The organism is Alistipes sp. AF48-12 (assembly GCF_003477565.1).
Lineage (GTDB): Bacteria > Bacteroidota > Bacteroidia > Bacteroidales > Rikenellaceae > Alistipes_A > Alistipes_A hominis.
Genome location: NZ_QUDJ01000022.1, coordinates 1 through 14,486 on the forward strand (window position 1 = coordinate 1; position 14,486 = coordinate 14,486).

Genomic DNA, 14,486 nt, shown 5'->3' on the forward strand with positions numbered 1-14,486 from the left:
ATTAAAATAAATAATCAATTTATATTAAATAAAAGACCTTCCTTTTCGAGGTCTTCTTCCGTTTCCAATATTTCACACATGTAACTTATCCTTTTTTACATATGTATTTACATTCGTGAAATACGGTTTGTTTATTTTTGTAAAACTGTTTAACTTTGTAAAAAATCCGAATATGCGGGAAAGATTGCTGAAATTTATGGAAATGGAGAAGCTATCGGCTTCCCGTCTGGCTGAAATTCTGGGAGTGCAACCGGCGACCATATCGCACATCATCAGCGGACGCAATAAACCCAGTTTCGAGTTTATCGAAAAAATGCTGTTACGTTTCCCGAAAGTAAATCCGGAATGGTTTCTACTGGGGAAAGGTTCCGCATACCGTCCGGATGTTTCGTCTTCGCCGAATCCGAATCCGTCGCAGGAATTCCGGCTGTCCGCGAATCTTTTTGAAACGGCGAATATCCCGGCAACGGAATCTTCGGTCGGCCAACCGGAACGAAAGATTCCGGGAACTCCCGGTGCGACTTCCCCGGAAGTACCAACCAACCATCCATCCATAGATACAAAAAAACAGATATCGAAAACCGAGTTCTCGGAGCCGGACATCGAGCGCATCGTAATCTTCCTGAAGAACGGCACCTGCATCTCTTACAAGCCCCGGTAAAAAACAGAAAATCATTTAACATAATGTAACCCCTGATAAACCTTTCTACGATTCCCTTATAGACCGGATTGCGTTCGGAGAAAACGATTCTTGCTCGGTATTTCATTGATTACATCCCGATATTCCGGACATCTTTATTTTATGCTAAAAAAGATCTCCCATTAATAATAACAAGAGTCGGCGGCCGATCTCACGATTCGCCGACCGATCGCGGTTCGCCTGAAAATACGGACAGTTATCTCTGAATCGATTTGCATAATTCATACATGATTCGATCGTTTGCGGCGCTCTTACGATTCGGAAATATTTTTGATTATAATATATATTATGTTAAATAATGCTTAAGGATTACGTCATCGAAGAATAAAAAAGACACTTATAAGGAACCTAAATAGATCCCCTGCTTTTTATATTTATAATCCAAACATATAATATACAATAATTTATCAATAAAAGGAGGTGGAAACTTTGTAAAAAATCAACTATCGCATCGGGAAGTTACGCGCTTCCCTTCCTGGAAACGGGAAAAAAACTACCCTAAAATTTATTTACGAACCAAAACTTAATTTATGAAGAACCGACTATGGTGGCTGGCTGGTACTACGGCCGTCGTCTTATTTTTCCATTGTTGCACGAACGATCCGTGCGATTATGGAGGGGATGTCGGAGAAAAGGCATCCGAACATTTTCCGGCGCAGGAAGCCCGCGCCTATTTCGAACAAACGGCCGAAGACCTGCGCATGGTGCATATAGGCTGCCGACACGAACACGGAGACTGCGGACACGGTCACGGACAGTCGACCAAAGGGATACTCAACGAGGTGGAACAGGCCGCCCTAATGACGCCTCTATGGAATGACCTGCGGCAAACCTACGAAAACGGCAAAGTCGTTACCCTCGAAGTTCCGCTGCGCGTCGGAGGCACTCCGCTGAAAGCCTGGTCGCCGCGAAAAGCCGACGGACATGCCGGAAGCGTCGACGGCTCGACCGTAACGATGAAATTGATTCTGCAAAAAAACATCGAAACCGGAAATAAACGCTATTTTATCGCTACCTTTATTCCGGATTCGTCCTGCTACAACAAACGGAAAGACATGAAAACCCCCTATCGGTTTATGAGAGACCGCGATTATTCGGGTTATGTAATCATTTCGGACGTGGAAGGCCGGTATATTGTATCATTTCTCCATCGTAACGGGACACGGCAAGCTGTGAACATTCGACAATGTACCGCAAACGATTACACCACCGATACGGCGCGAATCATTGACAGATTGTATATATCCTCACCTATTCCGTCCATAATGACTCGCAGTAGCGATGCAGAAGAAGACGAAACCCAAGGAAATTACTGCGCCTTATGTGGACAATTCTACTATGGAATATATTGCCCCAATAATTGCGGTTTCGAGGTCGAGCAACCCACCACCTGGTGTTCGGTTTGCAACTTTCCAACAGAGCGTTGCATATGTTGTAGATACTGCGGGAAACATCCATGCGTTTGTAACGCGAGCAATATCGAAGAGAGACCTTTGGCTGGAGAATACGGCAAAGACTTTGTTTGCCCAAACCCGAACTGCACTTACGGAGAATTTTGCATCGGCATATGCGGATACGGCTCCGGAGGAGGCACGACAGGGAGTCCCGGGGGCGGCGGCGGAACTACGCTTCCTGACAATGTCGTATTTACCAATGTATTAAATAGCGTAGCCAAAGCTATCGATACTTACTCGGATACGATCATCAGTTATTTGGAAAAACAAATACTGGACATCGCAATTCCTGATAATTTGAAACTGGCCGGAATGATCGGCCCCCAAACAGACTTAAACGGCAAGATAGTTCAATACAGATGCCGCATCCACAAAGCTACCTTCAAAGCAGCTTCTTCCGATGGCAAATTATTGCTGGTTTTCCATGAAATCATGCATATGATATATTGGAAAGAACGGGGGTACGACCCATCTAAAAAAGATCAATACAATGATCTGCATCACCAACAGATGGTGGGGGACCCTCGAACAATCAGATGGCTAAAAGCTCTGTTACCCAAATATACGGACACCCAAATCAAGGATGCTATAAGATACGTGGGAACTGAAGCAAGTCCTGTTTTTGAATCATTACCTCGATCACAAAGAGCTTACATTGAAGGTTTATTTCGTAGAAAAGGAATAATTTTCGAAGGGAAGGCAAAATAAAATCTAAAAACACAATACTATGGCAAAGTTATTTTCTTTACTATTCTGTATACTGATTTCTCAACTCACTACAGCCCAAACAAGATCCGACATATATCTCATCTGCAACTCTTCTAAAAACGAGATTTCGGAAGGAATGTGGAGAGGTGATATTAAATATGATAACGATCCCGTATATAATCATCCGCCTATTACCTTTTTATTTGAATCTAAAAACGTAGGATATACGATATGGTTTACTCATTATAGTTTCAACCTCGACAAATTAAAGAAAGAAAGACCCATTCAAAAAGACGATTACCAAATGCAAATCTTAATTAAGCCTAAATCATTCTATAACAACACTATATTAAAAGCGAATCCGATCTATATAGATCGAATAAAAGAGACCTTCAAAACAGCAAAAGAGGCTTGGGCATGGGCAGACGGACTAAGAGAAAAGACAATCTATCTGTTCGACGGAAGCGATCCGATGAACTGGGGGGAAGAAGGAGATGGGACAACCATCCGATTAATCGAAGTCAGAATGGTAGCAACCAATGAGCCCAGAGAGGAATTGGTATTTCCGGACTAAAAAATCACGTTTTTCTTCTTCAGAGCCGGTTTCAACCGGCTCTGTTTTTTAATTATTATCAGTATATTGCATTTACGGAACAATCAATATGAAAAAATTACTTTTTATACTACTTGTCAATGCACTTGCATGGCAAACGGGATCGGCTCAATCAGGTTCCGATATATACCTGACCTGCAGCTCATTATCGAAAGATCATATAACCGAAGGGATCGGAAGATTCGAAGACCCCAGTGACGACGACGATCCTACCTATAATTATCGGGCCGTTATGTTCTTAATGCATTCTGACAGTAAAGACATTAATATTGATTTTATACACGTCAATTTTAATCTAACCGAACTGCGTAAAATCAGAGAGCCCAAATGGTACGACCAATTGAAGATCATCTATAAACCGAGGACGTTTCTCAGTACCATCGAACGGGCGAAACCGATCCACCTGGAAGAAAAACTGAAATCGTTCAGAAACAACAAAGAAGCATGGATGTGGGCAAATAACCTGAAAGGAAAAGTGCTCTACATGCTCGATTGGAACGACCCGATCAACTGCGTAGAAGAAGGCGACGGGTCGACGATCAAGCTGATACAGGTTATGCTGCTGAATACCAACGAACCCAAACAGGGAACCGTTATCCAACCCGAATAATTGAAAAACAAAATAGAAACAGCCGAAATGCATCGTCATTCCGGCTGTTTTTATTATTTTTATAGTAAATACTCTCACCATGAAAAAATTACTTCTTATACTGTTTGTCAGTGTAATTGCATGGCAAACGGGATCGGCTCAATCAGGTTCGGATACATATCTGACTTGCAGTTCATTATCAAGAGATCATATAACCGAAGGCATCGAAAGGTTCGAAGATCCCAGTGATGATAACAACCCTCTCTATAATTACCGAGCCGTCATGTTCCTAATGAATTCCGATAGTAAAGACATCAGTATCTGGTTTCTACACTCTAATTTAAACTTATCCGAACTCCGTAAAATCAGAGAAACTAAATGGCATGACCAGTTAAAAATCATCTATAAACCGAGGACGTTTCTCAGTACCATCGAACGGGCGAAACCGATCCACCTGGAAGAAAAACTGAAATCGTTCAGAAACAACAAAGAAGCATGGATGTGGGCAAATAACCTGAAAGGAAAAGTGCTCTACATGCTCGATTGGAACGACCCGATCAACTGCGTCGAAGAAGGCGACGGATCGACGATCAAGCTGATACAGGTTATGCTGCTGGATACCAACGAACCCAAACAGGGAACCGTTATCCAACCCGAATAATTGAAAAACAAAATAAAAACAGCCGAAATGCATCGTCATTCCGGCTGTTTTTATTATTTTTATAGTAAACTTCCCTCTATGAAAAAATTACTTCTTATACTGTTTGTCAACGTAATTGCATGGCAAACGGGATCGGCTCAGACAAAATCCGACCTATACTTAATATGCAACTCATTGCCGATCGATTCGGTCACGGAAGGCGTCGGTAGATACGAAGATATCAGGGACGACAACGACTCCATATATGACCATCGGCCGATCTCGTTTTTGATGGTATCCCGAAGCAAAGATATCAGAATCTGGTTCGACCATTACTGCTTCAATACGAACGAACGCCGTAAAATAGTTGCAATCGACCGGACGGACCAACTGAAAATTATCTATAAGCCGCGGTCGTTCCTAAAGACGATCGAGCAGGCAAAACCGATCCGGCTGGAAGATCGACTGGAAGCTTTCGAAATAAACGAAGAAGCCTGGCTATGGGCGAAAACGCTGGCCGGAAAAATACTGTACCTATTCGACCGGAACGACCCGGTCAATTCGGCCGAAAATGGCTACGGCCCGACAATCAAGCTGATACAGGTAAATCTGGGCAGTACGAATAAGCGGGAACAGGAACTCTTTTTTCACGAAATCCACAACCGGTTTCTGCCCTGAAACGGAACGCCCGGAAACAAAAACCTTTCGGCAGTTCTGCTCCTTACCGGAAAACGACAGATTTTCGGCGCAGGAATTGTGCGATTCCGACCCGTTTTCATTGGGCGCATACCGATAAATTCCCTATTTTTGCACGACATATGCAGAGGTTATGACAATAAACCCTCTTTTATTAAACCGCATCGAATGAAACAATTAAAACATTACATATCAATCATTTGCGCAACAATCTGCATGTATTCCTGTACTGCACCCGACAACGCTCCGCAAAAAGGGATCACAGTCAGCATCGAACCGCTGCGCTACGTTACCGAACAGATCGCCGGAAACGATTTCGACATCCGGGTGCTGGTTCCTCCCGGATCGAGTCCCGAAACCTACGAGCCGACGCCCGAGCAGATGAAGCAGGTAGCCAATTCATTGGCATACATCGATATCGGCCTGATCGATTTCGAACGCAACCTGGAAAACGCCATCCGCGAGAATATGCCGAGCATCCGGGTTATCAATACCTCAGAAAACGTCCCGTTGCTGGCAGGAACCTGCGGGCACGAAGCGCACGATCACGGACACGGAACCGATCCCCATATCTGGCTCTCTCCGAAATGCCTGAAAATCATGGCAGAGAACGTCTACGGTCAACTGTCGGAACTATATCCCGACTCGGTCGAATACAAAGCCGGTTACGAACGTTTCGACCGGCAATTGGATTCACTGGACCGCGCATTGCAAGAGACTTTCGCCGGACGGCAAACCGCCTTTATGATCTTCCATCCGGCGCTGACCTACCTGGCGCACGATTACGGACTGACGCAAATTCCACTCGAAAACGAAGGGAAAGAGCCTTCGGCGGCGCACCTCCGCAACCTGATCGAAACCGGCCGCAATTCCGGAATCGGGAAGGTATTCTTCCAACGGCAGTTCAGCAAAAATACGGTCGATGCGATCGCCGCCGAACTGGGACTCGAAGCGGTAGCGATCGACCCGCTGGACGGAAACGTCACCGACAATATACTGCATATCGCCCAATTAATAGCGAACCCATGAAACTGGTATCCCTGCATCACGTGTCGGTCAGCTACGACAAGGTTCCGGTACTGACCGACGTCGACCTGGATATCCGGAACGACGATTTCATCGGAGTGATCGGCCCGAACGGAGGCGGTAAAACCACGTTGGTAAAAGCTATCCTGAAGGCGGTTCCCTACTCCGGCGAGGTCATTTACGCCCCGGAGATCGAAAACCGGGGATGCCGGCGGATCGGATACCTGCCCCAGATATCCGAGATCGACAAATCGTTCCCGATCTCCGTACGGGAGGTGGTTCTGTCTGGTTTACAGGCCAGGAAGCGACTGTTCGGCCGGTACACTGCCGAGGATCGGCAAAAAGCCGACGAACTGCTGCACACCTGCCGGATCGAAGAGATCGCCCGGAAACCGATCGGGGCTCTGTCCGGCGGACAGATACAGCGCACGTTGCTGTGCCGCGCCCTGATCTCCGACCCGGAACTGCTGATTCTCGACGAACCGACCAATTTCGTCGACAACCAGTTCGAAAAAGAGTTGTACTTGCTACTGAAGCGTTTCAACGAAAAAATGGCGATCGTAATGGTTTCCCACGACCTGGGAACGATCTCAAGTTACGTCAGATCGATCGTCTGCGTCAACCGTCGCGTACACAGACACGATTCGAACATCATTACGGCGGAACAACTGCACAATTACAACTGCCCGATACAGATCGTCTCCCACGGAGACGTTCCGCACACCGTGCTGGCGAAACACCCGAACGCGCGGTCATAAAAAATCCGTCCGGACAACCCGGACGGAGGATAAATACGGGCCGCCTGCAAAACGGCCTGAAATTTCTGTTATTTACAGATATCGCTCAGCTTCCCGAACAGGGCGTCGATGCGGGTCATCATATCCCGGCGCATCTGCGCGTAATGTTTCTTCACCAGACTTTTATTCTGTTTATCGGCCGGATGATTGGCCCGCTGGATCATCTCGTTACGGAAATCGACCGCCTCCTCGATGACGGCGACGATCCCCTCGCGTTTGCTCTGATCGTTGAAATAAAGAGCCATGTAACAATCCGAGATCACCTCGCTCACCAGGTAATCGATATCGTTTTTAATTCCTCTGAGACTTGCCATAACCTATTGTTTTTTAATGATTGTACAAAGGTAATAAAAACTATTGAATCTCAGCCAAAGCCTCTCCCAAAAAATCGATCAGGTCGGCGGCATTCATACCCTCCTGTCCGTAATAGGCCGCAGCCTTATCGCCGGCCGCGCCGTGGACATACACGCCGAGCAAAGCCGCCGACAGCGGTTCGTATCCCCGCGCCAGTAGTCCCGCGATATAGCCGGTCAGCACGTCGCCGCTGCCTCCTTTGGCCATTCCCGGATTCCCCGTCGCATTGAAATAAAGCTGTCCGTCCGGAGAGCAGACCATCGTATGCGCTCCTTTCACGACCATACAGCATCCGTAGCGCGCCGCGAACGTCCTCACCTTTTCGATTCGGTCTTGATCGTCGTTCCACGTTCCGACCAAGCGGCGCAATTCGCCCAAATGGGGAGTCAGTACGCATCCCGGAGGCATCGACCCGGCCAATTCGGGACGGGCCGCCAACATATTCAACGCATCGGCATCGATCACCATCGGCATCCCGCACGACAACAACGCCTCGAAAGCCCGCACGGACAAGTCGTGCCTCCCCACCCCGCTGCCGATCCCTACGGCGGCGTACTTCGTCATATCGTCCGGCAACCGGGAGAACACGGACATCGGATCGCCGCTGACCAGCGCCGACGGGCAAGACGTATGCAGAACGAACCGTTCTTCGGCAGGAACATGCGCCGTCACCAACCCGCATCCGGAACGCAGCGCGGCCCCTGTCGCCAATACGGCAGCCCCCATCATGCCCTGCGAGCCGCAAACCAGCAAGGCGTGCCCATAGGTTCCTTTGTGGGCAAAACGGCTACGGGGCAATACCAGTTCCGATACGTACCGACCGTCCGCATAATAATACGGCGACCGTGCCTGTCGTTTATAGTTCTCGTCCAGTTCGATCGGCAGAATAACGATTTCGCCGGCAGCCTCCCCCGCCTCGGACAGCAACAGCGCCAGCTCGGGAACTCCAGCGTCAGCGTAACGTCGGCATACACGATCTCGCGCCCCGCATTGCCGTATTCGGACAACATTCCCGAAGGCAGGTCGATCGAAATCACCCGGCAGCCGAGCCCGTTGACAAGGGCGATCGCGCCGCGAACAGGCTCCGAGAGCCCGCCGCGGACGCCCGTACCGAGCAAAGCGTCGATCGCCACCGCATCCTCGGCAACTTCCACCCGATCCATGCCCTGCACCCGCACGCCGTGCGGCAGCCGTTCGAGGTTGTAGCGGCACTCGACCGACAGTTGCCGCTTATCGAACAAAACGTACACGGAACAGGAATACCCCACGTTGTGCAACATGCGCGCAACCGCCAGGCCGTCTCCGCCGTTGTTTCCTTTTCCGATAAAAAAAGCCAAAGGCTGCTCCTGCGGAATGTTGTTGCAAATCCACTGGGCGATCACTTCCGAAGCCCGTTCCATCAGCGCGAGACTCTCGATCGGTTCGTGTTCGATCGTATACTGGTCGGCCTCGCGTATCTGCGATCCTGTCAGAATTTTCATCGTATCATTTTTTAACGCCCGCGGATCAACGGGCTTTTTTGCCCGCTTCGCGAACCAGAAATTCAAAAAATTTCACCATCACGGTATCCCCGGCGACCGTATGATCCTCCGGATGGAACTGCGTACCGAAGAACCCCCTGTCCGGGTCCTCGATCGCCTCGACCACGCCGTCCGTCGCCGTAGCGGCCACACGGAATCCATCGGCCACCCGTTTGACGGCCTGATGGTGGAAACTGTTCGTCCGCAACGTATCCATACCGGTCGCCACTGCAACAAACGAGCCTTTCTCGACACGCACGGTATGCGTCGGTACGTACCCCGGCACCGCCTGCATGTGACACACCGAAGTATCGGCATATTCCGACGGCAAATCCTGATACAGCGTTCCGCCGAAGGCACGTTGATCATCTGTATTCCGCGGCAAATGCCCAGCACCGGGATCTTATGTCGGGCGGCCAGTTCGATCAGCCTGAAATCGAACGTATCGCGCGGCGCATTGACATGCCCGAGATGCGGAGACGGCTCCTCGCCGAAATAGGCGGGATCGACATCGCCGCCGCCGGTCAGAATCAGTCCGTCGATCGACTGCAACAGTCCGTCCAGCTTCTGTTCGTCCCCGATCAGCGGAATCAACACGGGGACTCCCCCGGCCCGCAATACCGCATCGAAATAGGTGCGCGACACGGTCACCGTGCCTCCGTTGCAAAAATCGGAAATTCCGATCACCGGAACCCGCGATTCCGGCCGGGAGCCGCAGGCGCAGAGCACCGAGCAGAACCCGACGATAAACAATCCTAAAAATCGTTTCATAATAATCCCTCGATTTATACGAAGGCTGCCGGCGATAAACAACCGCCGGCAGCCTTCCAGTTCAAACGCCTTCCGGACATTAAGCCCCGAAGTTATCGTACATAATATTCTCTTCCGGCACGCCGAGTCCGTCGAGCATCTTGGTCATTGCGGCCGTCATCATCGGCGGTCCGCACAGGTAGTATTCGATATCTTCCGGCGCGTCGTGATTCTTCAGGTAGTTTTCGAAAATAACCTGGTGAATAAATCCGGTGTAGCCTTTCCAGTTATCCTCTTCCTTCGGCTCCGACAGCGCGATGTGGAACTTAAAGTTCGGGAATTCTTTTTCGATCTCCTCGAACTGCTCCTCGTAGAAAATTTCACGCTTAGAACGCGCCCCGTACCAGAATGTTACAGGAGTGTCGATTTTCTCGGTCTTGAACAAATGGAAGATATGCGAGCGCATCGGCGCCATACCGGCGCCGCCGCCGATAAACATTTTTTCGTTCGGAGTATCCTTCACGAAGAATTCGCCGTAGGGTCCCGAAATCGTCACTTTGTCGCCCGGCTTGCGCGAGAAAATATACGACGAACAAATTCCCGGGTTCACCTTCATAAAGGCCCCTGCGGCCCGATCCCAGGGCGGCGTGGCGATACGGATATTCAGCATGATGATATTCCCTTCGGCCGGATGGTTAGCCATCGAATAAGCGCGGAACGTCGGCTCCGGATTTTTCGTAACCAACCCCCACATCTTCATGTGATCCCAGTCCTCATGGTATTCCTGTTCGATGTCGAAATCGCTGAACTTGATCTCATCGTATTTCGGAATGTCGATCTGGATATAACCGCCCGAGCGGAATTTCAGATGTTCGCCTTCGGGCAACTTCACGACGAACTCCTTGATAAAGGTGGCCACGTTGTGGTTCGACACCACTTCGCACTCCCATTTTTTAACGCCCAGGACAGCTTCGGGCACCTTGATCTTCAGGTTTTCCTTCACTTTTACCTGGCATCCGAGGCGCCACTTCTCGGCCTGTTGCTTACGGGTGAAAAAGTTCACCTCGGTCGGTAGGATATCGCCGCCGCCTTCGAGCACCTGACATTTGCACATGCCGCACGAACCGCCGCCTCCGCAAGCCGAAGGCAGGAATATGCCGTTGTTGCCGAGCGTCGACAGCAACGTACTGCCGGGTTCCACGGTCAATGATTTTTCGCCGTCGTTAATATCGATTTTAACCTCTCCCGAAGGGGTCAGTTTCGCCTTGGCATACAGCAGCAACGCCACCAGGATCAAGGTTACTACCAGGAATGCTACGATCGCTATAATGATTGATAATCCCATCTCTATTTCACTATTTTACGGTTTACAACTGAATCCCCATGAACGTCATGAAGGCGATCCCCATCAGGCCGGTCAGGATGAACGTAATCCCGGCGCCGCGCAGCGGGGCGGGAATGTTCGAATAAGACAGCCTCTCGCGGATAGCGGCCATCAGAATGATCGCCAGCCACCAGCCGATCCCCGAACCGGCCGCGAACGCGGTAGCTTCGCCCAGAGAAGCGTAATCGCGCTCCTGCATGAACAGCGAACCGCCCATGATCGCGCAGTTCACCGCGATCAGCGGCAGGAAAATTCCCAACTGATTGTACAATGCCGGCGCGAATTTCTCGACCACCATTTCGACCAACTGCACGAACGACGCGATCACGGCGATAAAAACGATGAAACTGAGGAAGCTCAGGTCGATCTCGCTCTCGCCGCCCGGCCCGTAAGCCGGATTTATCCAGCCGAGGGCTCCCGGAGAAAGGATAAACTCGTTGAGCAGGTAATTGATCGGTACGGTCATCACCATCACGAAGATAACGGCGATACCGAGTCCCATCGCGGTTTTGACGCTCTTGCTGACGGCAATGTACGAACACATGCCGAAAAAGAACGCAAACACCATGTTGTCTATGAAGATAGACCTTACGAATATGCTGATAATGTTTTCCATACGTGCTTCGCTTTATTATTTCTCGATCAGGTTCTTGTTACGGCTGCGCTGCACCCAGATAATCAGGCCGACGCAGATCAACGCCATCGGCGGCAGGATCATCAGACCGTTGTTGACGTAACCTACGCTGTAAAGCCCGAGCTTCTCGAAAATGGGATACCCCCAGATGCTGCCCGATCCCAGCAACTCGCGGACAAAGCCGAGGATCACGAGGATCAGCCCGTATCCCAGGCCGTTGCCTATACCGTCGAGGAACGACGCCCAGGGTTTGTTACCCAGCGCAAACGCCTCGATCCGCCCCATGATGATACAGTTGGTAATAATCAGCCCGACAAACACCGAAAGCTGTTTGCTGACGTCGTAAACGAACGCCTTGAGCACCTGATCCACCAGAATCACCAGCGCGGCCACGACGACCAACTGCACGATGATCCGGATCCGCGACGGGATCCCTTTGCGGATCAATGAAATAATCAGACTCGAAAACCCGGTGACGACGATTACCGACAACGCCATCACGAAAGCGGGTTTCAATTTCGCCGTGACCGCCAGCGCCGAACAGATACCCAGTATCTGCACCGTGATCGGGTTGTTCTGACCGAACGGCGAGGTCAGCAACTTCAAATTCTTAACCGAAAAAATCGGCTCTTTTTCCTGGCTACTCATTGTTTTCCGAATTATTGGTTACTACTTCCGCCGTTTTACCCGGAAACGCCGCAAGCTGTTTCCGGATATAGGCGTCATAATCGCCGAGGCAGCTTTTCAGCATGTTCTCGACGCCGATACTGGTCAGCGTACCGCCCGAAACGGCATCCACCGCATAAGGATCGCCCTGTTGCGCGCCGCCTTTCTGCAGGCGGATCGCCACGACTTTACCGTCCTTGAGAATCTGTTTCCCTTTGAACTGAGCCTGGAACTGCGCAGTCGAAATTTCGGCGCCCAGCCCCGGCGTTTCGCTCTTGTGGTCGAATACGATACCTTCGACCGTGTCCCAGTTGTCCGCCAGCGCGACATATCCCCAGACCGGCCCCCAAAGTCCGGCGCCCCAGACCGGGATCACGTAGCTGACACTCCCCTCGTCGTTTTTGCTGACGAATACGGGCAGTTCCCTTTCGGCGGCCGGTTTGTCGTATTCGGCTTTCAGGTTCGTCAACAGAGCGAACGCGTCCGCCCCTTCGACCTTATCTCCTTCGACGTTGACGGCATAACTGTCCACGATGTATTTTTTATACTGCTCGTTGATATAGGCCGCTTTGTTCGGCGCCTTGTCCGCATCGCCGCCTTCGCCGATCGAGCGCAGGATATCGCCCATTTTCTCGATTCTCACGTTCTCGGCCTGAATATTTTTCAGCGACAGCGAAGCAAACGAGAGCACCGCCGCCACGATCACCACCATGACCGAAGCATAAGTGATAATATACGTATTACTGTTCTTATTCATACCCCTACTCTATTTAGCTAATTTCAAACGACGGTTCCGGCGACGGATATTGGCTTGCACCACATAGTAGTCGATCAGCGGAGCCACCGCGTTCATAAACAGGATCGACAGCATCATGCCTTCCGGATAACCGGGATTCAGCACCCGGATCAGCACCGCCATCACCCCGATCAGGAATCCGTAAATGTACTTGCCGACGTTCGTCTGGCTGCCGGTCACCGGATCGGTCGCCATAAAGACCGCACCGAAGGCGAACCCGCCGATAATCAGGTGGTAATATGCCGGAATATCCATGTAGCATTCGCGCCGATCAAGTTGAACAGCAAGCCCATCAGATAGCCGCCGGCAAACACGCTGAGCATCACGCGCCAACTGGCGATGCCCGTCCACAGCAGGATCGCCGCGCCGATCAGGATCGCCAGCGTCGAAGTCTCGCCGATACATCCGGGTATCGTCCCGAGGAACCAGTCCAGCGGACCGCCCTGCGTCCAGTGTATCTGCTGCGAGCCGGTCAGCACGGCCGACGCCGCATCGGCCAGCGGAGTCGCCCCCGAAAAACCGTCTACGACGCCCTCGCCTTTGGTCAGGCCGGCGATCCAGATCTTTTCGCCTGAAATATAGGGCGTATAAGCGAAGAAAATAAACGCCCGGGCCAGCAAGGCCGGGTTGAAGATATTCATTCCGGTACCGCCGAATACTTCCTTGCCGATAATCACGGCGAAAGCGGTCGCAACGGCCACCATCCACAGCGGCACGTCGACCGGCATCACCAGCGGAATCAGCATTCCGCTGACCAGAAACCCTTCATTCACCTCGTGATGGCGAATCTGCGCCGAAATAAATTCGATCCCCAGACCGACCACGTACGAGACAATGATGATCGGCAGCACTTTCAGCAAACCGAACCAAAAACACGTCCAGAACGGAGCGTCACCCGCGCCGATGGCCCGGAAATGCTGCAATCCGGTATTGTACATCCCGAACAGCAAAGCCGGCATCAATGCCACGACCACCACGATCATCACCCGTTTCAGGTCGATGCTGTCGCGGATATGGCTGCCGCTGCGGGTTACGTGATTCGGTACGAACAGGAACGTCTCGAAAGCATCGAACGTCGAATGAAGTTTTTCGAACTTGCCGCCCTTTTCGAAGTTCGGCTTGATCTTATCTATAAAATTTCTTAATCCTTTCATGGGTC

The 14,486-nt window shown here is 50.7% G+C and carries 15 protein-coding genes and 2 pseudogenes; 8 read left to right on the top strand and 9 right to left on the bottom strand.

Annotation, left to right across the window (positions count from 1 at the left end):
* The first annotated feature begins 172 nt into the window (after positions 1 to 172).
* The 8 genes from DW082_RS12135 to DW082_RS12180 all read left to right on the top strand — a co-directional run bounded on the left by DW082_RS12135 (position 173) and on the right by DW082_RS12180 (position 7,184).
* Positions 173 to 661, top strand: coding sequence for a helix-turn-helix transcriptional regulator (locus DW082_RS12135; protein WP_055203977.1), 489 nt, complete (start codon positions 173 to 175; stop codon positions 659 to 661).
* A 569-nt stretch (positions 662 to 1,230) separates the two neighbouring features.
* Entirely contained in the window at positions 1,231 to 2,862 is a 1,632-nt protein-coding gene (locus DW082_RS14340; RefSeq protein ID WP_147387032.1) for a hypothetical protein, read from the top strand.
* Between the two features lie 19 nt (positions 2,863 to 2,881).
* Positions 2,882 to 3,436, top strand: coding sequence for a hypothetical protein (locus tag DW082_RS12155; protein WP_145996488.1), 555 nt, complete (start codon positions 2,882 to 2,884; stop codon positions 3,434 to 3,436).
* A gap of 379 nt (positions 3,437 to 3,815) precedes the next feature.
* Positions 3,816 to 4,085 (top strand): hypothetical protein, encoded by a 270-nt coding sequence (locus DW082_RS12160; RefSeq protein WP_055203970.1) that lies wholly within the window; start codon positions 3,816 to 3,818, stop codon positions 4,083 to 4,085.
* A gap of 478 nt (positions 4,086 to 4,563) precedes the next feature.
* Positions 4,564 to 4,725 (top strand): hypothetical protein, encoded by a 162-nt coding sequence (locus DW082_RS14595; protein WP_180951501.1) that lies wholly within the window; start codon positions 4,564 to 4,566, stop codon positions 4,723 to 4,725.
* 78 nt (positions 4,726 to 4,803) lie between these two features.
* Positions 4,804 to 5,382, top strand: coding sequence for a hypothetical protein (locus DW082_RS12170; RefSeq protein ID WP_147387034.1), 579 nt, complete (start codon positions 4,804 to 4,806; stop codon positions 5,380 to 5,382).
* 186 nt (positions 5,383 to 5,568) lie between these two features.
* Entirely contained in the window at positions 5,569 to 6,429 is an 861-nt protein-coding gene (locus tag DW082_RS12175; RefSeq protein ID WP_182424167.1) for a metal ABC transporter solute-binding protein, Zn/Mn family, read from the top strand.
* Positions 6,426 to 7,184, top strand: coding sequence for a metal ABC transporter ATP-binding protein (locus tag DW082_RS12180; protein ID WP_101570786.1), 759 nt, complete (start codon positions 6,426 to 6,428; stop codon positions 7,182 to 7,184). Before DW082_RS12175 ends, DW082_RS12180 begins: the two co-directional genes overlap by 4 nt.
* Positions 7,185 to 7,252: 68 nt before the next feature.
* Here DW082_RS12180 and DW082_RS12185 read toward each other — a convergent pair whose 3' ends face one another.
* From DW082_RS12185 to DW082_RS12220, 9 genes and pseudogenes are all read right to left on the bottom strand, one after another.
* Positions 7,253 to 7,537 carry a hypothetical protein gene (locus DW082_RS12185; protein WP_055203957.1) on the bottom strand — a complete coding sequence of 95 codons (285 nt, stop codon included), beginning with the start codon at positions 7,535 to 7,537 and terminating at the stop codon, positions 7,253 to 7,255.
* A 40-nt stretch (positions 7,538 to 7,577) separates the two neighbouring features.
* A complete protein-coding gene (locus tag DW082_RS15200) occupies positions 7,578 to 8,330 on the bottom strand; it encodes an NAD(P)H-hydrate dehydratase (RefSeq protein ID WP_259335622.1) in 753 nt (250 codons plus the stop codon).
* Positions 8,303 to 9,058 (bottom strand): NAD(P)H-hydrate epimerase, encoded by a 756-nt coding sequence (locus tag DW082_RS15205; RefSeq protein ID WP_259335623.1) that lies wholly within the window; start codon positions 9,056 to 9,058, stop codon positions 8,303 to 8,305. The genes DW082_RS15200 and DW082_RS15205 overlap by 28 nt, the downstream gene beginning before the upstream one ends.
* Positions 9,059 to 9,083: 25 nt before the next feature.
* Positions 9,084 to 9,868: pseudogene (locus DW082_RS12195) on the bottom strand (gamma-glutamyl-gamma-aminobutyrate hydrolase family protein).
* Between the two features lie 79 nt (positions 9,869 to 9,947).
* A complete protein-coding gene (gene nqrF, locus DW082_RS12200) occupies positions 9,948 to 11,192 on the bottom strand; it encodes an NADH:ubiquinone reductase (Na(+)-transporting) subunit F (protein ID WP_055203952.1) in 1,245 nt (414 codons plus the stop codon).
* A gap of 22 nt (positions 11,193 to 11,214) precedes the next feature.
* On the bottom strand, positions 11,215 to 11,847 hold the full coding sequence (gene nqrE, locus DW082_RS12205) for an NADH:ubiquinone reductase (Na(+)-transporting) subunit E (RefSeq protein ID WP_055203950.1): 633 nt from the start codon (positions 11,845 to 11,847) through the stop codon (positions 11,215 to 11,217).
* 15 nt (positions 11,848 to 11,862) lie between these two features.
* Positions 11,863 to 12,513, bottom strand: coding sequence for an NADH:ubiquinone reductase (Na(+)-transporting) subunit D (locus DW082_RS12210; RefSeq protein ID WP_118458837.1), 651 nt, complete (start codon positions 12,511 to 12,513; stop codon positions 11,863 to 11,865).
* Positions 12,506 to 13,288 (bottom strand): NADH:ubiquinone reductase (Na(+)-transporting) subunit C, encoded by a 783-nt coding sequence (gene nqrC, locus DW082_RS12215; protein WP_118458839.1) that lies wholly within the window; start codon positions 13,286 to 13,288, stop codon positions 12,506 to 12,508. The genes DW082_RS12210 and nqrC overlap by 8 nt, the downstream gene beginning before the upstream one ends.
* A gap of 9 nt (positions 13,289 to 13,297) precedes the next feature.
* Positions 13,298 to 14,481 (bottom strand): annotated as a pseudogene (locus DW082_RS12220) (NADH:ubiquinone reductase (Na(+)-transporting) subunit B).
* Positions 14,482 to 14,486 lie beyond the last annotated feature (5 nt).